Annotated in this window: 13 protein-coding genes; 4 read left to right on the forward strand and 9 right to left on the reverse strand. The window is 50.5% G+C overall.

The features are described from left to right. Nucleotides 1-343: 343 nt before the first annotated feature. Together EL628_RS17735 and EL628_RS17740 are read right to left on the reverse strand one after the other, a co-directional pair. Nucleotides 344-541 carry a KGG domain-containing protein gene (locus EL628_RS17735; protein ID WP_126581247.1) on the reverse strand — a complete coding sequence of 66 codons (198 nt, stop codon included), beginning with the start codon at nucleotides 539-541 and terminating at the stop codon, nucleotides 344-346. A gap of 668 nt (nucleotides 542-1,209) precedes the next feature. Then, on the reverse strand, nucleotides 1,210-1,602 hold the full coding sequence (locus EL628_RS17740) for a response regulator (RefSeq protein WP_126581248.1): 393 nt from the start codon (nucleotides 1,600-1,602) through the stop codon (nucleotides 1,210-1,212). A 211-nt stretch (nucleotides 1,603-1,813) separates the two neighbouring features. Here EL628_RS17740 and EL628_RS17745 point away from each other — a divergent pair, with 211 nt between their 5' ends. The 3 genes from EL628_RS17745 (at nucleotide 1,814) to EL628_RS17755 (ending at nucleotide 6,334) form a co-directional block, all read left to right on the forward strand. Then, entirely contained in the window at nucleotides 1,814-3,703 is a 1,890-nt protein-coding gene (locus tag EL628_RS17745; RefSeq protein ID WP_126581249.1) for a HEAT repeat domain-containing protein, read from the forward strand. 271 nt (nucleotides 3,704-3,974) lie between these two features. After that, complete coding sequence (locus EL628_RS17750; protein ID WP_126581250.1) at nucleotides 3,975-5,351, forward strand: serine/threonine protein kinase; 1,377 nt, start codon at nucleotides 3,975-3,977, stop codon at nucleotides 5,349-5,351. Nucleotides 5,352-5,650: 299 nt separating this feature from the next. Beyond that, nucleotides 5,651-6,334, forward strand: coding sequence for an FHA domain-containing protein (locus EL628_RS17755; protein WP_126581251.1), 684 nt, complete (start codon nucleotides 5,651-5,653; stop codon nucleotides 6,332-6,334). Here the strand turns inward: EL628_RS17755 and EL628_RS17760 are convergent. Further along, nucleotides 6,309-7,148 carry a nucleotidyl transferase family protein gene (locus tag EL628_RS17760; protein ID WP_126581252.1) on the reverse strand — a complete coding sequence of 280 codons (840 nt, stop codon included), beginning with the start codon at nucleotides 7,146-7,148 and terminating at the stop codon, nucleotides 6,309-6,311. The genes EL628_RS17755 and EL628_RS17760 overlap by 26 nt on opposite strands. 458 nt (nucleotides 7,149-7,606) lie before the next feature. On the opposite strand from EL628_RS17760, the gene EL628_RS17765 reads away from it, so the two are divergent. After that, nucleotides 7,607-9,319, forward strand: a complete 1,713-nt coding sequence (locus tag EL628_RS17765) for an ATP-binding protein (protein WP_126581253.1) — start codon at nucleotides 7,607-7,609, stop codon at nucleotides 9,317-9,319. A gap of 55 nt (nucleotides 9,320-9,374) precedes the next feature. Here the strand turns inward: EL628_RS17765 and acnA are convergent, their stop codons facing one another. From acnA to galT, 6 genes are all read right to left on the reverse strand, one after another. Continuing rightward, nucleotides 9,375-12,152 carry an aconitate hydratase AcnA gene (acnA, locus tag EL628_RS17770; protein ID WP_126581254.1) on the reverse strand — a complete coding sequence of 926 codons (2,778 nt, stop codon included), beginning with the start codon at nucleotides 12,150-12,152 and terminating at the stop codon, nucleotides 9,375-9,377. Nucleotides 12,153-12,294: 142 nt separating this feature from the next. Beyond that, nucleotides 12,295-14,067, reverse strand: coding sequence for a serine/threonine-protein kinase (locus EL628_RS17775; protein WP_126581255.1), 1,773 nt, complete (start codon nucleotides 14,065-14,067; stop codon nucleotides 12,295-12,297). Between the two features lie 138 nt (nucleotides 14,068-14,205). Further along, nucleotides 14,206-15,870: a tetratricopeptide repeat protein gene (locus EL628_RS17780; RefSeq protein WP_126581256.1), complete on the reverse strand. Its 1,665-nt coding sequence runs from the start codon at nucleotides 15,868-15,870 to the stop codon at nucleotides 14,206-14,208. Nucleotides 15,871-16,341: 471 nt separating this feature from the next. Then, on the reverse strand, nucleotides 16,342-17,775 hold the full coding sequence (locus EL628_RS17785; protein ID WP_126581257.1) for a galactokinase: 1,434 nt from the start codon (nucleotides 17,773-17,775) through the stop codon (nucleotides 16,342-16,344). Nucleotides 17,776-17,793: 18 nt separating this feature from the next. Continuing rightward, nucleotides 17,794-18,843, reverse strand: coding sequence for an inositol monophosphatase (locus EL628_RS17790; protein ID WP_126581258.1), 1,050 nt, complete (start codon nucleotides 18,841-18,843; stop codon nucleotides 17,794-17,796). Beyond that, nucleotides 18,840-19,916 (reverse strand): galactose-1-phosphate uridylyltransferase, encoded by a 1,077-nt coding sequence (gene galT, locus EL628_RS17795; protein ID WP_126581259.1) that lies wholly within the window; start codon nucleotides 19,914-19,916, stop codon nucleotides 18,840-18,842. The genes EL628_RS17790 and galT overlap by 4 nt, the downstream gene beginning before the upstream one ends. Nucleotides 19,917-20,196: the final 280 nt, after the last annotated feature.

Below are 20,196 nucleotides of genomic sequence, written 5' to 3' on the forward strand. Positions count from 1 at the left end.
TTCACACCTGACTCTACAGCATCAATTCTTCAGCATATATCTCTTCTGAACATAAAGGTTTCATACCAGGTGGTAAAACCCTTTTATGAACGTCTACTTAGGGAACGAAATTGAGTCTCAAAAATCTATTGCTATTATTATACCAATCTGTACCGCTGTTCAGAGCCAGCTATGCAAATAGTCCTGTCAGGGGCATAGAAAAAAGGGCCATCCGGCCCTCTGTTTTGCATCTTCACTATTTTGAACCAGTTACGACCCTCTAGCAGGGCAAAATTTCTGACAAACATAATACAAGAAGAAGAGGCGGCTTTTACATCAACCTCTTCTTCTTGTATATTCTTGATTATGCCTGGACATTATACTTTGAGCGCCGGCGGCTGATCGATCCACCTTTGCGCCCGGCTGCCTGGGCCTCTTCACTGGTCCACTTATGAGCAGTACCCTGAGCGTGAGCAGCTTTTCCACCTTTGCTAGCGATCTCTCGCTTCTTCTCCTGGCTCATTGAAGCAAAACCGCGGCCACGTCCTTTTTGTGATTGCATTATCATTCTCCTTCTAAAAAGAGTGCTTGACGGCACACCTTTGTTCCATTCAGAACATCCAAGCACAGGTCGCATCGGATGTTTGCCTGCTTCTACTCCTTACGCGTGCTTTCTTCCTGGTACTCGCTTTGAGATAGAGAGGATATTGTTGTCTCTCTACCTACAACACGACTCATGTGGTAATTTAGATACAGCTTACTAGACATGAGAGCACCAGTTTTTCTTCGGATTTCAGAGCTACTGTGCTTTTTCAAGCTCATTCTTTTTCCAGATTCCAGAATGCCTGCTGTACTCTATGCAAATCTTTTTCACTCTGAACTCTCTTTCAGTCGGCACTTAAGGAGCTAAAGCTTTTTGTCGTTGCCTGGCCCTTACAAATCTCTTACGGCTTTTTCATGATCGGGTATGAGACTCTCGCTAAAGACAGAATAACAGGAAGAGTCTATCAGGGACAAGAGGAACAGAAAAACTTTCAGGATTCTCTAAGGCATACTCAGCAATTTCTAAGGAATGGATGAGTCTGACGCTTCTTGTGAGCATACTTAAAAAAAATTTATGGGCTTTTTTCTCAGGAATGGTGGGTTTGCTGCTGCTATCTCAGAAGAAAAGGTAGGACTTTTGGCTTGTACAGGTCTGCTGTGGGCAACCGGACTCAGAAAATAAGGGCCTTATTCGCCCTGCCCATTGGTGGTGATCTCTTTAATCAGGTCTGTCATTTCATCAACTGAAAATGGTTTCTCGAGGAAGGAGATCTGTAAATGCTCGATCTGTTCAAAATTACTAAAGGTGGCTGCGGTCGTTAGGATGATAGGTAATGTGCGAAGGCGCGGGTCCTGGCGCAATTGCTGAATAACTTCTGTTCCTGTGGTGGTATCACTCAGACGCCAATCCACAATCATCAGGTCAACTGGTATCGGCTCCTCCACAGGCTGGTTGATATGAAAAGCCTCGAGACAGGCTGTAGCATCCGCAAAATTAATTACGGTGTAGCCTTCATCCTGTAGGACGAGACGAAGCATTTCTTGTATTGCAATATCATCTTCGAGTAGGCCAACGCGCATGTCTCTTCCCTTTAACTGTTAGTAGGCTTTGTAAATAGACACGCTCACTATAACAAACTGCTCTATATTTCGCAAGGCCTATAAACAAGACCTATCAAAAGGAAGCCGCTATTAGGCCGGGATGCTATCATAGAAAGAGGGTCATGCTCTCTCAAGAGCTTACCGCTGGCTGGTCGGTTACGATGGTTGAAATGAAAGGGCGTGCTAGTCTATGAGTGAGAAAGATAACAAACAACTAGAAGCGACATCCCCGGCTCCATCTGAACTTCACGAATCTGGCTTCCTCGTTATCGAAGAGACAGATACACAAGCTGAGTCTGCCCGGCCAGTTCCGCCTCTCCTTTCGTCCACATCCATCATTCCTGACACTCAGATGTTTGAACGCCTGGGAACGGTTGAACACCTTGCGGTTCGCCGTCCGATCCCTCCCCTCAATACTGACAATCCAGACATAAAACAGCGCTTGAGCTCTTTACGTACGGCTGTAACGAGGCTTCTTACGGCTCTGCGCTGGAAGGAACGCTCGATCGTTGAGACTGCGGATCAGCTTATCCCTCTCTTGAATGTTGGTTCCGTACCACAATGGCAATCTACCCTTATGCCACTCCTCTATGAGATCGATCGAGCTGGAACGCTACTGCCAGTCTGGCTCCAGATTATTGATCGAGGAGATCCACCTGATCTCCCGGCTGACGCAAATCCGGGTGAGACTCTGCCTGGAAGGGCTCGCCGTTTTGCCATTCTGATGTTGGGCTACTATCGTATGCTTGGGATTACAGGGGCGGGAAACACAGCTACGGCCAGTGATATCCCCACAAAACTTCAACAATTAGCCATCGATCCAACAACCTCTTATTACGCGACACAAGCCCTGGCAAGGCAGGGAACCCTTCCAGCGATGGAGGCATTGATGAATGCTCTACGCATGGCCAGAGGGTGGGCAAAAGTTGATGTGGTCGAACGATGCCTGGAACTCAAACAAGAGCGCTTTGCACCTCTCTTAATCGCCAGTGGCCTTGACAATGCTCCAGGCTTAGAAAGCTATCTGGCAAGTGCGCTCTACTACGCCTTACCATTGGAGCTCTATCTCCAGGGACCAGTTCAGGCTCAAGAGCCTGCTGAGCATCCCCTTCTGCTGGAAAATGCAGCCCTGATCTTTCATCAGGTACTTCTCGATACGCTGACACATCCCTCGCCAGGGCCTGAGCGCCCCCTGCCACTTCTGTTTGAACGGTCATTTCCAGATCGCGCCCGAGCATTAATTGAAAGTGTGCGCATCCATATCTCCTGGCAGCAAGCGCTCGCGCTCCATCGCCTGGGCATGCTCCTTGGGCGCTATTGGGGCGAGATCTCACGTGGAGAGATGAATGAGCCACGTATAGTTGATGTAGTCTCTCCCTGTCTACCACTGATGAGAGAGCTGGAGCGGTGGATGGGGAATACTGGCCGGGACACGCTGATTGCTGCTCTATCCACTACTGATTGGAGGCAGAGCCTTGCGATTAGTAGAGCGCTAGGAGAACTTCGTGAGGTGCGCGCATTGCCCTCTCTCCTTACGCTCCTCTCGCAGATCACTGATGTCAATGATCTACAACAGGCGCTTGCCGTAGAGAGCCTGTGCCATACCCTGGGAAATCTAAGAGACCCTGCTGCGATTGAACCTCTTCTCCAGTTTCTTCAACGCACGATTCATCTCACTGAACGCTTAAAGCAGGCGAAACAACCAGAAAATCTGCCATCTGGCCATCCTGCTATTCCTGAAAGTATTGCCTATGCAGCCATCGTCCGAACCTGTGGTCAGATTGGCAATCCAATCGCCTTACCGACCATTCAACAGGCCGCTAACGATCTCGATCCGTATGTGCGCGCACAGGCGTTAGAGGCATTGCGTCGCATGGACCCGCAGGGCCGATCGGAGCAGAGTCAGCAGATTGCGCGCGAAGCACTCAATGACCCACGCGCTTCCATTGTCCGTTTTGCCTGTCAACTTGTTGTCGACTATCGTCTGCATGCTGCCAGCACCGATCTCCGTACACTGATGGAGACCAGGCCAGAGCTCTATACACCAGCCTGTGAAGCCCTGCGCCTTTTAGAGGGGTAACTAAAACATGCGGCAAGATGCGCAAGAACAAGGGGGTAGCTCTCCACCCCCTTATTTTTGTCTGAAAATATTTAAGCATATTATCAAATTATCTCTATATGCATTTTTATGTACGTTAATATCATAAAATCATCTTATATAGCACTTTTGTCTTATGTTCTGCCAGCATCTTTCGTGAGTGCAGGTATACTATTATTAGAGAAGAGTGTTGAAGGGGAAGAGGGGCTTTCTTACAGCTATCCTCCCGCTTTTAAACTTGAGGGAAGTTTTGATGAATATGTTGGTGGGGAAAATGCTCGGCGGGTATCGTCTTGCACGTCTTGTCGAGAGTGGTGGTATGGGTGATATTTATTTAGCTCAACATGCACGAATCGGGCGCAAAGTCGCTATTAAGGTCATCTGTGGTGATTTACGAGCCGTTCCCAATACCCCCGAAGGAAAGCAGGCCGCAGACCGCTTTGAGCGTGAGGCTAAAGCAGTTGCTGAGTTAGAGCATGAACATATTCTTCCGCTCTATCATTTTGGAGAAGAGACGCTCGATGCCACAAGTGGTCCCATTACCTATCTGGTGATGCCTTATATCTCTGAAGGATCGCTCTGGAACTGGCTCCAGCGGCGCACACAACAATTTGGCTTTGGCTGGCCTATCTCGGCTGAGGAGGCCGGATACTATCTCATGCAAGCCGCTACTGCTCTTCAGCATGCCCATGATCATGGCATTATTCACCGCGATATCAAGCCCACAAACTTCCTTATCCGTGTGGAGCGAGGCCCTTTGAGGAATGGGCCCTATGCCGCTCTGGCACATATTTTTCCTCATGGTCGCCCTCATCTGCTCCTGGCCGATTTTGGACTGGCCGCTTTTTATCGCATGGGGCGCTCACTCCATCGCTCGGTTGGCACCCCACTCTATATGGCACCAGAACAGTTTGATGACCCGTCCCTCTCTACTTCTGTCCATGTTGGACCATCAGCCGATCAGTATGCATTGGCTGTCATGATCTATCAATTGATGACGGGCCGGGCGGTCTTTGAAGGAACGGCAGCTCAACTGCTCCATCATCATCACCATACTCCCCCTGAGCCCCCCAGCTTTTATAATCCTACCATTCCTCACGAATTGGACGAAGTCTTTTTGAGGGCACTTGCCAAGAAACCTGAACAGCGTTATCCCAGCATTCTCACGTTTGCCCAATCCTATGAGTCGGCTCTCCTGAACGCTCAACGTTCACGGCCCGCCAGTAGTGAACAGACGCGCACGACGTTAAACCGAGAGACGCGCACTTTTTCAATTAACAGGCCACGCGAGGCCACGACGCTGCCGTTGGCACCAACGGAAAAGGCAGTGGCTCGTGGCGCACGACAGAGTACCGCTTATGCAGCAGCTGTCCAGGTTGCGACGCGCGAGCGCCCTGTTGAGGTTAAACCACAACAACCAGCGAAAGGGAAAGTTACAACCGAACATATCTTCTTTCAAGAGCATCAGGTTGACCGGGTTCCTCCTGCTCTTCCACTGTATAAGAGTATCTATCAGCAGTTTCTTCGGCTCTCACCAACTATGGCTATTCTCCTGGTGGGACTGGTTATCCTTTTGCTCCTGGCAATTGGGATTGTAGCGGTCCTCCTGATTCTCTGGTTTGGACACTAATTGAGGAAATTGTGCATTGTTGGAGAATACTCAATTCAACCGCAGTAGAGCCACGAACAGGTATTCTCCACGCTGTTCTTATCAGGAATAGATGTGATAATCTGGATTATCCAGGCTTCGATCCGTCAGGTCACACGCTGAACCAGAAAGATCAAAGACTCTCGCCCACAAGCCTCTTAAAACCTTGACACATCTCTATCTAATTCGTTATACTCTTTCAGGCGAGATGGATTAAATACCTCCGCTAATTCCTCCTCATCCATCACAATTGTTTGGGTAGCAGATAGAGTGGGAGCCCTATGACACAGGAACAGAATTCAACCGCGTATCTTGTCATCCAGAAAGGCTCTCTGGTTGGTAAGCGCATCGAGTTATGGAAAGAATGTACCACCATTGGCCGCAGCCGCGATAGCGATATCTTTTTAGAGGATATTTCTGTCCATCGCAAACAAGCTCGCATTCTCTTAACACACGCTGGCTATCTTCTTCATGATGACCATGGAAGCAATGATAGCTTTGTAAATGGTCATTCCATCACTGAACAAGTGCTCAACAGCGGGGATCAGATCCTCTTCGGCAATACCCAGATGACCTTCTATGCCAATGAAGGGACGCGACCATTTCAATTAGCCTCTTCACGAGGGAAAGAGCTCCATATTGGAAAAACGCTCGATCCTCAAGCAACAGTGATCGCTCGACTCCATCTTGCTAATCCGAGTAGCTCTGTCCAAAGCATCGAGCTCCTCCCACAAATGACGATTGGCCGCAGCCGCGAGTGCGATATCTTTCTGGAAGATGTTACTGTTAGCCGCCATCATGCAACAATTGCGGAGATCTACCATGGCTCATTCGAGATCATCGATAACCGCTCCGCTACTGGCACCTTCATTAATGGAAAACCGATTAAACGCGCTCAATTACAAGAGGGTGATGTCGTTCAGATCGGAGTGAATGAGTTTACGTTTCGCTCATCTCGTTCTTAGGAGCAAAAAGCTGCGTAAGATACTTGACGCGATTTTCATATTCATTTAATTCTGTTCCATCGGGCAAAAGGAGGGGCGGCTTGTACGCTCGAGTATGCCGCATAAAAGCACGCACCTCCTGAAGCGTATTGTCCCCATAAAGGTACTCATCTTTACGCACATGGGTCGAGGAGACTTCTCGATATTGTGGCCCAAACGGAAGCGCATGAATATAACGGGCATAGGGCTGATTCTCTGTCTGCTGAAGCAAGGCCGTCAGGTCATTGTGGCTCGCACTCCCACGCGGCGCTACCAGCAACTCAGCTTGCTGAAACAGCGCCTGCAATGCTTCATTCCGATCTTCATAGTATCTGGGATCTAAGATTTGCAGGATCTTATCAAAGCCCATCAGAAAATAGATCTTCTGTACATGAGGAAATGACCTCCTCAACGCCTGCGCCTGCTCTACATATAATCCACGATTGAAGAGAAGCAAGCCTGCATGGGGAATACGTCTCCTCAATACGTCTTCCAGTAAGATGATACGATCTATTAATAAAGGGCGTTCTACATGCTCTTTATTGACTATCTTCTTACTGATTGCTGCATAGAGATACATTGGCTGATGTGCACGTGCATACAATTGGGCTTCTTTTAAAAGCGCAATATGGGCTGTAGTGGGTGGATTAAATGAGCCCGTTAACACAATGACGTTAGCCTGCGGCTGCATTCTCCCTGGAAGCGTACGAGCCTCTGGCTCCGCCTCCGGGTTGAGCCGGCTTAGCACTCCATGCACCTGCTGTAAACGCCGTATTGACTGGGGAGAAATATACATGCTACACTACGCTTCCTGATCTTATTGCCATCGGTCTGACCAATGCCTGTTATCTAACTATTGTATCATGTTCTGAGATTTCTTCCCACCACTCTCACGCCTGGATACAGGCGATAACGCTGCCATTCAAACACTTAATATCGCGTGTCTCTTGCCTTCGGATTGCGGCGCTCAGAGACAAATGCGTTTCATTAAAGCCGTGAACGCTGCATAACGATGGTTCACCAATAATGGAAACGTTGTGAGCCGTCCACAGATCACCCGGGGCTTTTTGAGCCCTTTTAAACTTTTCTTGAGAAGTTTTTGACATCTTTCCCTTTACAGTATGAGACAGTGAATTGCACTTATGTGTCTCACTCTCTGGTCGCCGATTACAAAGAAAGGGAGGGGTGGCGCTTCCTTCCCATGCAGGGGTACCCGCGCCACGAGATTTAGATGAAAAAGAGAGAAACGTATCCATGTCCGTCTTAAGGCCATCCAAACAGATCAACCAGCCAACTGTTGAGACGAATATTGAGTCTTTCTGGCATCATTATCTCATCGATACGCTTCTAGCGGTGGCTGGTACCTCGCTGGTTACGGTGTTGATTTATGCCTTCCAACTCTATCCACGCATCCCAAATATCTCTATTATCTATCTCCTGGTGGTTCTTCCTCTGGCCAGCACACGAGGCCGCTATGCTGCGGTGATGGCCTCAATTATTGCTTTCTTGACCTTTGATTTTTTTCTGGTTCCTCCTCTCTTTGTGCTTACTATCTATCGAACTGAGGAATGGATTGCTCTTGTGGTCTTCCTGGTCGATGCTCTCCTGACGGGTCAATTAGCGGCTGCTTTACGCCTCCGCGTGCAAGAGGCCCGTCGCCGCGAACGCGAGACACGGATTCTTTATGAATTAGTCCAGGCGACAAACAATGTTGAGAATGCAGAGCAGATGCTTGCAACGATTGCTCAATCGGTTGTCATGGTCTTCTCCTCCTGGGGTGTACGAGAATGTGCGATTCTCTTACCTGATGCTCAAGGTAAGCTCACCATTCAGGCAAATGCTCCCCATACCCTTGATTCTCTGGCTCTCTCGTCCGATGAATATGCCCTTGCCTCCGATGTGATGCGCCGTGGAGAGATTCAAGGGATACACGATACGGCTCTGGTTCCGCAAGAAACCTGGCGCTCGGCTCAACGTGTGATCATTCATAATGCAACAACCAGTTCCCATTCACGCCTTCTTCTCTTGCCGCTGAGCACCGGTCACCATGTGCTAGGTGTGATGCGCCTCCGTATTCAAGGTGGCCTGCATCGTTTTCCAGGGGAGACCCGTCCTGAAGAGGAGCATGTTCCCAGTACACGCACTGCATTCTTCTGGACCTTTATCGATCAGGCAACGTCTGTGATTGAACGCGTCCGACTCCAGCGCGAAAATCTTCGCATCGAGATCTTACAGCGCACCGATGCTCTACGCTCGGCTTTGCTCTCCTCGGTCTCTCATGATCTACGCACACCGCTCTCTTCTATTAAGGCTGCGGCCAGCTCGCTACAACAAGAGGATATCCAGTGGGATGAAGAGACCAAACGGAGCTTTGCTCGCACTATTGAACGAGAGGCCGATCGCTTAAATCGTCTGGTGGGGAACCTGCTGGATATGTCTCGGATTGAAGAGGGGGCTCTCAAGCCAGAGAAAGAGTTGTATCCTCTTCCTGATCTGCTCGATGATGTGCTGGAACGTCTGCACACGCTGTTGCAAGGTCGCACCATTAACAAAAACTATGCGGAAGATCTACCACCCGTTGAGCTAGATTACCTTCAAATGGATCAGGTGCTCACCAATCTTATTGAGAATGCTGTACGTTATACACCCCCTGGCTCGCCTATCGATATCCGCGCAGAACAGGTGGGCCATGAGGCGCTGATTCAAGTGGCAGACCGTGGCCCGGGTATTCCACCCGCCGATCGCGAACGCGTATTCGATAAGTTCTTTCGCGTTACCAATACACGCCCCAACATTGGTAGTCGCACCGGTTCAGGGCTGGGGTTGGCTGTCTGCAAAGGTCTGGTGGAGGCCCATGGTGGAAGAATCTGGTTAGAGGCCCGTGAGGGAGGTGGGACGATCTTTTTTGTTGCGCTCCCCATTCCTGTGACCGAACAGGGGGCTACGCAGGCAATCTCTCGGTCTTGATCCATCCGGGTCCTTGAGAGGATTATCGATATCCTCCTCTCAAGGACCCAGGCTCTTATTCTTTTATCAGACGGCGCAAGACGGTTGGCAAGATGCCACCATTCTCATAATAGGTAACGTCTATGCTGCTGTCTAATCGTGCCAGTGTCTGAATGGTAAAGGTTGAGCCATCTTCGCGTGTCACTTTGACGTTGACTTCCTGGCGAGGCTTGAGGCCTTCCTCCAGCCCAAGAATATCATACGTCTCGCGGCCCGTCAGCCCCAATGACTCTTTGCTCTCACCATGCTGGAATTGTAAAGGAAGGATGCCCATTCCAACCAGATTGCTGCGATGAATACGTTCAAAGCTCTCGGCGATAGCGGCGCGGATCCCCAACAATAATGGACCCTTTGCAGCCCAGTCGCGTGAACTTCCCGAGCCATACTCTTTTCCCGCAATCACCAGCAGAGGGACACCTTCTCGCTGATAGCTCTCGGATGCCTCATAGATCGTCGTCTCGACTCCATCTGGCAGATGCGTGGTATAGAAACCCTCTTTGCCGCCAACCAGATGATTGCGCAGGCGGATATTACCAAACGTTCCACGCACCATAACCTCATGGTTGCCACGACGCGCTCCATAGGTGTTGAAGTCTCGCTTCTGCACACCATGCTCCAACAGATAGCGGCCCGCTGGACTTTTATCTGAGAAGCTCCCTGCGGGCGAGATATGGTCAGTTGTAATGGAGTCATCGACCATTACCAGCACCCGCGCTCCTTTGATGTCTTTGATAGGTGCCGGGTCAGAAGACATATCTTTGAAGAAGGGAGGCTCTTGAATATAGGTTGAAGTGGGGTCCCAATCAAACAGTGGACCGGTCGAGTTGGAGAGCGCCTGCCAATGCTCATCTCCGTCAAAGACGTGGGCATAGTTCCGGGCAAAGATCTCTGGCGTCACCGATTGGGCAACTACTGTACGCACCTCTTCCTGAGTAGGCCAGAGGTCGCGGAGATAGACAGCTTCCCCATTACTGTCTGTACCGATGGGATCGTTGACAAGATCGATATCTACCGTGCCTGCGAGAGCATAAGCAACCACTAGAGGAGGGGAGGCCAGAAAACTGGCTCGCACTTGTGGGTGAATGCGGCCCTCAAAATTGCGATTGCCACTCAAGACCGCTGCTACAACCAGATCATTCTGCTGCACAGCCTCTGCAACTGGCTCGGCCAGGGGGCCGCTATTGCCGATACAGGTCGTACACCCATAGCCCACTAGATGGAAGCGTAGGGCCTCCAGATAGGGGAGCAGTTCAGCATTTTGCAGATACTCTGTCACAGCGCGTGAACCAGGTGCCAGACTTGTCTTCACTGATGGTCTTACAGAGAGGCCTCGCTCAACAGCATGCTTCGCCACAAGGCCAGCGGCAACCATCACCGATGGATTCGAAGTATTGGTACAACTGGTAATGGCAGCAATGGCGACTGAGCCATGTGCCATCTTGACCTGGGTGTCACCAATCTCCACCAGTACATTGGTCTCCTGCTGCTCTACTGGATCAGGATTGGTATTATTGCTCTCAGAGCCCAGGCGGATCAGCGCATTTTCACTGTTCCCATTCCCATTGGATGCAAAACGATCCGCATAAACGGTGCGGAAGGTCTCTCTCACTTTCTGCAAAGGGACGCGATCCTGCGGGCGACGTGGTCCTGCCAGACTTGGCTCAATGGTGCTCAGATCCAGATCTAAGAGATCATCAAAAAGTGGCTCGACCTGATCATCGGTCCGGAAAAGGCCCTGCGCCTTACTATACTGCTCAACCAGTTCAACCAGTTGCTCATCACGACCAGTATCGCGCAGATAGCGCACTGTCTCGGCATCAATCGGGAAGATCGTGGCTGTGGCCCCAAATTCAGGCGACATATTCGAGATGGTTGCCCGGTCAGCTAAAGGCAACTGACTAAGACCCGATCCAGTAAATTCGACAAATTTTCCAACAACGCCACGTTTACGCAGTAATTGCGTCACGGTCAAGACCAGATCAGTCGCTGTTGCGCCCTCAGGTAGAGCTCCACTCAAACGTACGCCAATAACCTCTGGAGTAAGCAGATAAAGAGGTTGACCCAGAAGAACAGCCTCCGCCTCGATTCCACCCACGCCCCAGCCCAGAACCCCCAGGCCATTCACCATGGTTGTGTGCGAATCAGTGCCAACCAGTGTATCGGGGAAAACAACGGTCTCTCCACCATCTTGTTTGCTCATGACCACTGAGGCCAGGTACTCCAGATTCACCTGATGCACAATACCGGTTCCTGGTGGCACCACGCGGAAGTTACTAAACGCCTGCTGCCCCCAGCGCAGAAGCGCATAACGCTCGCTATTGCGCTCATATTCGCGCTCCACGTTCCTGCCTACGGAAAGGGTTGAACCAAATGAGTCCACCTGTACAGAATGATCAATCACCAGATCCGCTGGAACCAATGGGTTAATTTTTTGTGGATCTCCTTGCATACGTGCAACCGCTGAACGCATTGCTGCGAGATCAGCGACAGCAGGCACTCCTGTGAAATCCTGCAACAAGACACGAGCCGGCATATATGGGTACTCAGCCTCACTTGAAGCTGCTGTACCAGGTTTCCACCGAGCCAGTGAGAGGACATCTTCCTCACTCACAAGCTCACCACCTGCATGGCGCAAGAGATTCTCTAAAATGATTTTAACCGTAAAAGGGAGCCGCTCCAGACCCTGAACGCCACGTTCAGCCAGAGCACCTAAGCGATAATAAGCAATAGTGCCACCAGTCTGAAGACCATCCAGAGTAGCGCGCGCACCAAATACATCTGTGTACGTAGCCATAATATGTCCTTTAGGCGTTAGTTTATTGGTAGGGGACGGGAGATCGCACCTACAGTGCGCATGTCAGACCTACACAGTTCCAAACAGCTAGCTTTGTCTTCTATTATATAGCACAAATGGCCCGACAGTATAATAAGCCCGGCTAATTCTTTATGCCCCATGGCCGTACACGTCGCCTGGCTTTTTGTGCGTCTTGAGGATGTCCCAGGGATTCATAAACCTCGGCCTTGAGATTCCAGGCACGAGCATAATTACGATCCATCTCTGTAGCCTCGTTGAGAGCATCCAGCGCAGCCTTGTTATGTCCTAGACGGATCAAAGCCTCTGCTTTATTACACCATGCTACGGCGCTGCGCGGATTTAAGAGAAGAGCCTGCTTATACGCTTCAACTGCATTCGCAAAATCATTCAAACAAGAGCGTGCATTCCCAAGGCCGTTCCAGGCGGAGAAGCTCCTCTGATCAATGACGAGAGCCTGTTCATAGGAACGCAGCGCAGCTTCATGAGCATTCATATCCATCTGAGCATCGGCTTTGCCGTTCCAGGCCGCCACATAGCGAGGGTCCAACGACAGAGCACGCTCGAAATGGACCAGGGCCTGCTGATGTCTCTGCAAGCGATTAAGAGCCAGTCCAGCACTGACCCAGACAACTGCATTTGAGGGATCAATCTCTGTAGCTCTTTGATACGACTCTAAAGCTTTGCGATAATTGCCCTGACTATACAGGGCCGTTCCTTTTCCATTCCAGGCATAAAAGTTCAGAGGGTCCATCTGCAAAGCCTCTTCATACGCTTGCAAAGCCTGCGCATAGTGCTGCTGCCGCAGATGCAGGTCGCCCTCACGACATTTCTCACGGACACTTGTGGTATTCACTGGCACAGAGGGCTGCGCCGCCGCCTGGCCTGTTCCTGTATAAGCAGCAGATTGTGAGCGGTTTCCTTGATTCTTCGTGCTGGTAGCCTGTAATGCAGGTCGCATAGCCTCTGAAGCATGAGATGAGAAGGTATCATTATTCACCAATGGCCGCTGGCGTGTCGCTGGCCGTAGCGCAAGATCAAAGGCATGCTGGAATGCCAGCATATCCTCATAACGATCCTGTGGCTGCTTCGCCAGAGCTTTCTGCATAACACCATCCAGCGCAATGGGAAGATCAGGGTTTAGCTTTGAGACAGGAGGAACCACATCTCCAAAGGGATCAAGGGGATGATACCCCGTTAACATCTCATAGAGGACCACAGCACAGCCATATTCATCGCTACGTGGATCAACGATACCTGCCGTCTGCTCAGGAGCCATATACCCAACGGTGCCGCGTACGGTAATCGTTTTGCCCACACGTGCACCCGGTTCCAAAGAGCGTGCAATCCCAAAATCAGTAATCACCAGACGATAATCTTCCTGGTGCAGGAGGATATTCTCTGGCTTGATATCGCGATGAATCACAGGACGAGGACGAGTATGGGCATAGGAGAGAGCCGAAGCCAATTGGTGAAAATTTTTCACCGCTTCAGCAGTTGGAAGCGGCCCATTGGCTTCAGCCAACCGGGTGCGCAAAGAGCCCACGGTATACAATGGCATCACCAGAAAAACACTGGGTCCATCTTTGCCATAATCAAGAATTGGTGCAATATTAGGATGATCCAGGGCAGCCGCAATTCGCGCCTCGCGCAAGAAATTATCTCGTTCCGCAGGCGTTGTCTTGCTAGGTAGAAGCACTTTAATCGCGATCGGTCGCGAAAGGTTCCGATCAATACCGCGAAATACAGCCGCATAGCCCCCCTTACTCAGCAACGCCTCTACTACATATCGACCAGCCAACGCAGTGTTTAATAACGGCAGTGCACATGCTCTACAAAATAAATCGCTGTCCCGGTTTTCATAGCCACAATCAGTCTGGTCGGCGCAGCGTCGCATTGCCTCCTCCGAATGGTAGATCGACCCCTATACACATCAGTGCATAGAAAGCTCCCTTACGGGTACCGGTGAATAAAGGGGAGCCTCACCCGAGGTTCCCCATCAATGATGATAAAATGACGTCTATGTTCTTGTACATTACGCTTCAGCCTGGCTCGCTTGCTGATCAAGCGAATGTGCCCATTCCTGGCAGGTGATGGCCTCCTGCTTACGACCCAGTTTTTCAAGCACGACGGCTTTATTATACCAGGCATCAGGCTCTTCTGGAGCAAATGAGGTCGCCTGATCAAGTGCAGCCAGGGCTTCATCTAAGCGCCCCAATGCGAATAGCGCCAACCCTTTATTGTTCCAGGCTGCAATATAATGAATATCGAGTGCCAGAGCCCGATCAAAAGCCACCAGCGCCTCTTGATGTCGTTTCAATTCATGCAATAAACTGCCCCTATTATACCAGGCAGAGAGTAATCCGTCATCGTACTTCAAAGCATGATTGTAGGATTCAAGGGCATCTTCATACATACGCAGTGCTGCCAGCACATTCCCTCGATTATACCACGCCCCTGCTAGAGTTGGATCTAATGCCAGTGCATGATCATACCCGGATAGGGCCTCCGCATAACGACGGAGATCTCGCAGGTCATTGGCTTTATCGAACCAGGGGGTCGGGTTCTCTGGCTCAAGCTGAAGAGCTCGTTCATGATAAGGAACGGCCTGCTCGGGCTTTTTTAGACGACGTAAAATATTTCCTTTGGTATCCCAGAGTGAGGCATGGGTATCATCTATCTCAAGGGCTCGATCGATGGCAATTAAAGCCTCTTCATAGCGCGTTAGATTATACAGGGTGTCACCCATAGCCTGCCAGACCGTACTCTGCCGGGGGTCAAGTAAAAGAGCTTTATCGAACGCAAGCAGAGCCTCCTCGGGCTGATTCTGCTCGGCCAGAGCCATGCCACGCCCACTCCAGGCATAGACATAATCTGGATCAAACGATAAGGCTTGATCGTAACATTTCATCTCTTCATTGTATTGATGGAGTTCATGCAACACATTGGCGCGCGAGGTCCAGAGCTCGGGATCATGGGGGTTCAGTGAGATCGCGTGGTCATAAGCAATCAATGCCTCCTCTGCCCGGCCAAGGTGTAACAAGGTTGCCCCTTTCCCACTCCAGGCATCAATGGAGACAACATTATATTGGGTCGCCAGTTCATATGCTTCTAAAGCATTTTCATACCGACCATATTCGTACGCCTGATTCCCCTGCTCTAACCAGTCTGGAGGCTCCGCCGTTGGCAGGGGCTGAGGAGGTACGGTGGCAACAGACGGCACAGCCAGCCGCATCTGGGTCGCTTCCTCTTCCTCATCTGGCAATGCTAAAAATATATCATCTCTTAAACGAGCACCCTGCCTCTGCACAAACAAAGGTTGTGCCTCCTGGGGAGCTTTTACCTCTGCTTTCACCAGAAAGGTCATTGGACCATCCTGACCATAATCAATTACCCGAATACTGCCAGGATCGTAAACATTGGCAGAGAGCGAGGCTGCTAGCTCCGCATCCTGTAAAAAACTTTCTCGCTCTAGCGGACTCGTCTCTTTCGGAATTAAAGCGCGTATTATCACCGACTGTGCGAATTGTAGATCTCGGGCCTGCAAGGTTACCGTTCCACGATCCTTCCCCTGGAGACTTTGGATCTCATAACGGCCCTTTAACAAGGCTCCTCGGACCGGAATACCGCAGTGGGCACAAAAACGAGCGTTCTCTCGATTGTCAAATCCGCACCCCTCGAAATCCAAACACATCCCCATGACCGTCCGTCCTCCCTGTCCTACGCATCTCTATTGTTTATGGCATTAATGCTCTCTGTCATTAATACGGTTCTTTCTTGTAACGAAAGTATTGCACCTCTGTTAAAAGTCTGGTGCTCCTCTAAAAATGTGGCTTCTCTCGTCATGACCGATCAGAATCATTGGTAGGGCTCACACACAGTGTATCATCAGACGCAAGCATTTGAGCTCAAATAACCTCTTCACTAAGCCTTTTGGATACTGCAAACAAGCTCTATCAGGAGAGCTCGTAGACAAAGGCTCTCCTTATATACGGTTGGAAGGTCGCAATTGGAGCCATATTCGTACCATCTGGTGCCTTTTGCCAGACTTACAAGCGCAAAACATCAGGAGAGAGCTTCATCTGAATTGCTCAACATGCTCATGCGCGTTCTCGGAAGATGCTCTGTACTGCGAACACAGACACAATATCCATAATACACTTTCTTCTGTCTATTCTATCAGAAGATGCTTGCCCCATGCTACCGCGCCAGCTGAAGAACCTCCCAGGATCGCTACAGGATGACCACTCTCACGACTATATTGTTCGGCAATGCCTTCGATCTGTTTACGCGATCCCTTACGAGCAAGCACAGCAACTGTACCACCACTGCCACCACCAGTAATTTTGGCACCATAGAAACCTGCCCGTGAGCCTGCCTGGCGCACCATTTCGACGATTCGATCTGTTCCACTGGAACCCAGGCCGCAGGCGTTATAACTGGCATGCGATTGATACATCAACTCTCCCAGGAGGTCAAAATGCTCGTTGGTGTGAGCCTGTGTCAGTAGAGCCTGGAAGAGGTGGACGCGATGATTTTCGTAGATGGGGTGGGCCGCTGGCTGACGTACAGCATAGAGGCGGTCAGGGGCAATCTTTGTGACGGGATCAGTTGAGCCTCCATACTGCTCGAGAAAAGCTCTCCCTGCTATCTGTATGGGCAGGCGATCCCGATAATGGCTCTCCCAGACCGAAGGTGCCATGTTCGCCAGATAGCCCTGCCAGATGGAATCTTTGATACTCACTAATCCTTCTTGTCGCTGTTCAATGGGAAGCCCTGCCAGATCTGCAATAATGCGATATCCCATAAAGGCCCCCACCCGCACTGAGCCATAGTCTGCCCCGGAGACGGCGTGACGAATACCTGAATCCAGACCCCAGACTTCAAGCTCTTCAGGCAGCGTTACTGCCGTCTGCAATTGCGCTGGCTGACAGAACAATGCCAATAAGCTGTCCTGTTGCCCACAGGCCGAGGTCATCTGATCCATAATGCCACATGGGGCCCCCACAATGTAGTTCTCTACACGCTGGCACAGAAGAGCCAGCTCATGCCCGGCAATCTCAAGCTCATAGAGATCACTCATCGCTTGCATACTCGCAACCTCCAAGGCTGCTGAAGAACTGACTCCCTTTCCAGCAGGAACCTCAGAATAGATAAAGATGCGGAGTCCCCGGGTCAATTGTAGGCCACGCTCCCTTTGCAATACGATAAGAGCACCAGCTACATAGGCGGCCCAGGCGCTCTGTGGATCAGCCGTCAACACCTGATGAGCGGTAGTATAGTCCAGATCAGCTGGCAATAGCTCCAGAGGAAGACTCACCTCTGCATTCCCAAGGCTCTCATCCATGTCGCTGCTACGTATAGTTACAACCGGTCGATTATCCGTCTGTACCGCCACCCAGGTCGCTGCGGCCAGAGGAAGTTCGAGCACCAATGACCCCGAATAATCGGCAATCCCTCCCATGAGGTCCAACCGCCCAGGTGCTCGTGCGACCCAGAGAGGCATGGATGCGGTAAAATAGGAGCTCTGAGCGTTGAGCGACTCCAAAAAACGCTCCTGATCGGGCTGCTGCTCCGCCACAGACAACTCAGCAAAACGCCACATCTCATCTGCTCCCTTTCACTATGCCTGATTGCGTGGCTCTATGACTGAATGTGCAGTCAATAGGCCTCGTCGCTCGAGCGTTTCACGCAGAATAGCTGCCACTTGTGTCTGAATGGCTTCGTTCGCATAACCAATCCAGGCCAATGGAGTTTCAACATCCAGAGGGCCATCGAGCGGTTGACCGGTAGCATCTGTCATCATCAGACCAGCCTCGCGACAGATAAGCGCTGTACAGAGATCATAGGGATGACAGCTCAGTCCTAACATCTGCCCCTTTTGTTGCATGACACGATCAACCAGAGGACGGAGATCGGCCAGCCAACGATCATGCCCCATGAGCAGTTCATAGAACTGTCCACCAGAACAGATATATTGATCCTCAAATGTACGCACTTTCCCTGCCTGACCCGGCCCTAAGATCTGATCAATCATCTCATCTTCAATGGCCGCTAGTTCAGCTCTTCCTCCAGCAAAAAAGCGAGCGATGCTGCCATATCCATTGGCAATGGTTGTCGCTTGCGAAGGCTGGGCATGCAGTGGCTGTCGCTCACCTGTTATCCGATTGTAGCGCTCTCCCTCCACGCCATAGCCTGCAATCGACCAGAAGCTATCGCTGAGATGCTGTTTGATCAGAGGAATCTCTGTCTGAAGGGCTAGCTCAATATCTTGAAGCGATGTCTCAGTGCCACGATTAGGCGCAACCCCTGTCAGAATCCAGGCAGGCCTCTTTTGATACAGTATGCCACGTGTCCCATCGATTGGATCGATGATAATGCGCAGCTCAACTTCGTTCGCAACAGCTCCTTCAGGAAACACCCGCATACCATCCTCACCCAATCCTTCGGCAATCAAGACAAAGGAGCGCTCAGTTCCAAGCTGGGTAAAATACTCAATCAAAACTTCTTCTGAGATACGATCCAGGGCAAAAATGGTATCGCCAGCCTGCTCTGCTACAATCTCTGAAAGCTGCTCAATGGCTTGTTGCTCGCAACTGGTTACAATCTTGTCACGAATCGCCTCGTGGATGATGCGCAGTTGCGCCAGAAGAGATGATGCATGTTGAATCATCCATGTAACCTTTCAGCTTGATGATAATGAGCTATGCCAGAGACTGCTAATAGCTCGGCGGCCTTTGCTTCAGGTGAGGTGTCGCTGATAAAATTTCCACCACCAATCTCAGGACCAGCCAGAAACTTTGCTACATCTGGTCGACGCAACGGCGGATGAAAGGCAATAAAAAAGTGATAAAAATTATAATCGCCTCCATCAGTAGGTGCCTGATGCAAACTCATCACGTAGGGGAATGACATCTGCCAGAGATTATCAAAACGGATAGTGACAGCCTTAAGTGCATGTGCTAAGGAGATCACCTCGACGTCAGTCATATGGAAGATATGGGAGAGGCGCCGTTTCGGAGCAATATAGACTTCATAAGCGTAACGCGCAAAATAGGGTACAAACGCGATGATGTGCTCGTCTTCATAAAGGATACGGCGTCCATCGGCCTGTTCAGCCGCGATAATATCTGTAAATAAGGTCCTTTGATGTTCATGACTATAAGCAATCGAAGCCGCCAGCTCCTGCTCGATGGTCTTAAAGACGAAATTTGTTGCATAGATCTGACCATGAGGATGAGGATTAGAGACACCTACGATCTCTCCTTTGTTCTCAAAACAGAGCACATGCTTGATGTCAGACCTGTTTCCCAGATCTGTGGTCTGCTGCTGCCAGATCTGTATGATCTCGGTAATATGTGTATGGGAAAGCTCTGCCAGGGTAAGATTGTGCTGTGGACTAAAACAAATGACTCGTGCATGGCCTCGAGCCGCTCTCACACGATTGGGGCCACGCGCTGGCTCAAGGAGTTCTTCGTCAGGAGCAGCTGGCCCTACACAGGGGTGATCATTATCAAAGACAAATGTCGTCTGATACTCTGGATTCACCAGACCACCAGTTCGTCGATTGCCTGGACAAAGATAACAATCAGACAAATAAGCTGGTACAGCAATGGGAGTATCTGCAACCGTGGCCCCATTCCAGGGACGATTCTGCCGATGAGCAGCGATCACAATCCATTCTTCTCGCAGAGGATGCCAGCGCTCCTCCCAGATACCATGTAATTTCTGCGGCAATGCACTCATTATCTGCCCCTTATAGCTTCAGCTCAATGACCTCGCTGTCTATTTCGGCATCATTCACTATTCTCCTAGTATACTGAGCAAAACGCTCAGTGTCAATGCGCGTTCGCGCAATTTATGTGCGCAGAAGGACGCCTACGTTGGCGATGTTGATGCGAGAGAACAGGTCCCGCCTGAGATCTCTCAAGGCGGGACCTGTTCTCTCGCATCAACCTGTTCTCTCGCATCAATGTAAAGGCGGGGCCTGTTCTCTCGCATCAACCTGTTCTCTCGCATCAATGTA

Origin of the sequence: Tengunoibacter tsumagoiensis (assembly GCF_003967535.1) — a bacterium.
GTDB classification, from domain to species: Bacteria; Chloroflexota; Ktedonobacteria; order Ktedonobacterales; family Ktedonobacteraceae; genus Tengunoibacter; species Tengunoibacter tsumagoiensis.

Excerpts from the sequence above, each read along its gene's own strand:
- EL628_RS17755 (WP_126581251.1), top strand. The coding sequence starts at position 5,651 with ATGACACAGGAACAGAATTCAACCGCGTATCTTGTCATCCAGAAAGGC.
- EL628_RS17765 (WP_126581253.1), top strand. The coding sequence starts at position 7,607 with ATGTCCGTCTTAAGGCCATCCAAACAGATCAACCAGCCAACTGTTGAG.
- EL628_RS17750 (WP_126581250.1), top strand. The coding sequence starts at position 3,975 with ATGAATATGTTGGTGGGGAAAATGCTCGGCGGGTATCGTCTTGCACGT.
- EL628_RS17790 (WP_126581258.1), bottom strand. The coding sequence starts at position 18,843 with ATGATTCAACATGCATCATCTCTTCTGGCGCAACTGCGCATCATCCAC.
- EL628_RS17780 (WP_126581256.1), bottom strand. The coding sequence starts at position 15,870 with ATGGGGATGTGTTTGGATTTCGAGGGGTGCGGATTTGACAATCGAGAG.
- EL628_RS17740 (WP_126581248.1), bottom strand. The coding sequence starts at position 1,602 with ATGCGCGTTGGCCTACTCGAAGATGATATTGCAATACAAGAAATGCTT.
- acnA (WP_126581254.1), bottom strand. The coding sequence starts at position 12,152 with ATGGCTACGTACACAGATGTATTTGGTGCGCGCGCTACTCTGGATGGT.
- EL628_RS17775 (WP_126581255.1), bottom strand. The coding sequence starts at position 14,067 with ATGCGACGCTGCGCCGACCAGACTGATTGTGGCTATGAAAACCGGGAC.
- EL628_RS17745 (WP_126581249.1), top strand. The coding sequence starts at position 1,814 with ATGAGTGAGAAAGATAACAAACAACTAGAAGCGACATCCCCGGCTCCA.
- EL628_RS17785 (WP_126581257.1), bottom strand. The coding sequence starts at position 17,775 with ATGTGGCGTTTTGCTGAGTTGTCTGTGGCGGAGCAGCAGCCCGATCAG.
- EL628_RS17760 (WP_126581252.1), bottom strand. The coding sequence starts at position 7,148 with ATGTATATTTCTCCCCAGTCAATACGGCGTTTACAGCAGGTGCATGGA.
- EL628_RS17735 (WP_126581247.1), bottom strand. The coding sequence starts at position 541 with ATGCAATCACAAAAAGGACGTGGCCGCGGTTTTGCTTCAATGAGCCAG.
- galT (WP_126581259.1), bottom strand. The coding sequence starts at position 19,916 with ATGAGTGCATTGCCGCAGAAATTACATGGTATCTGGGAGGAGCGCTGG.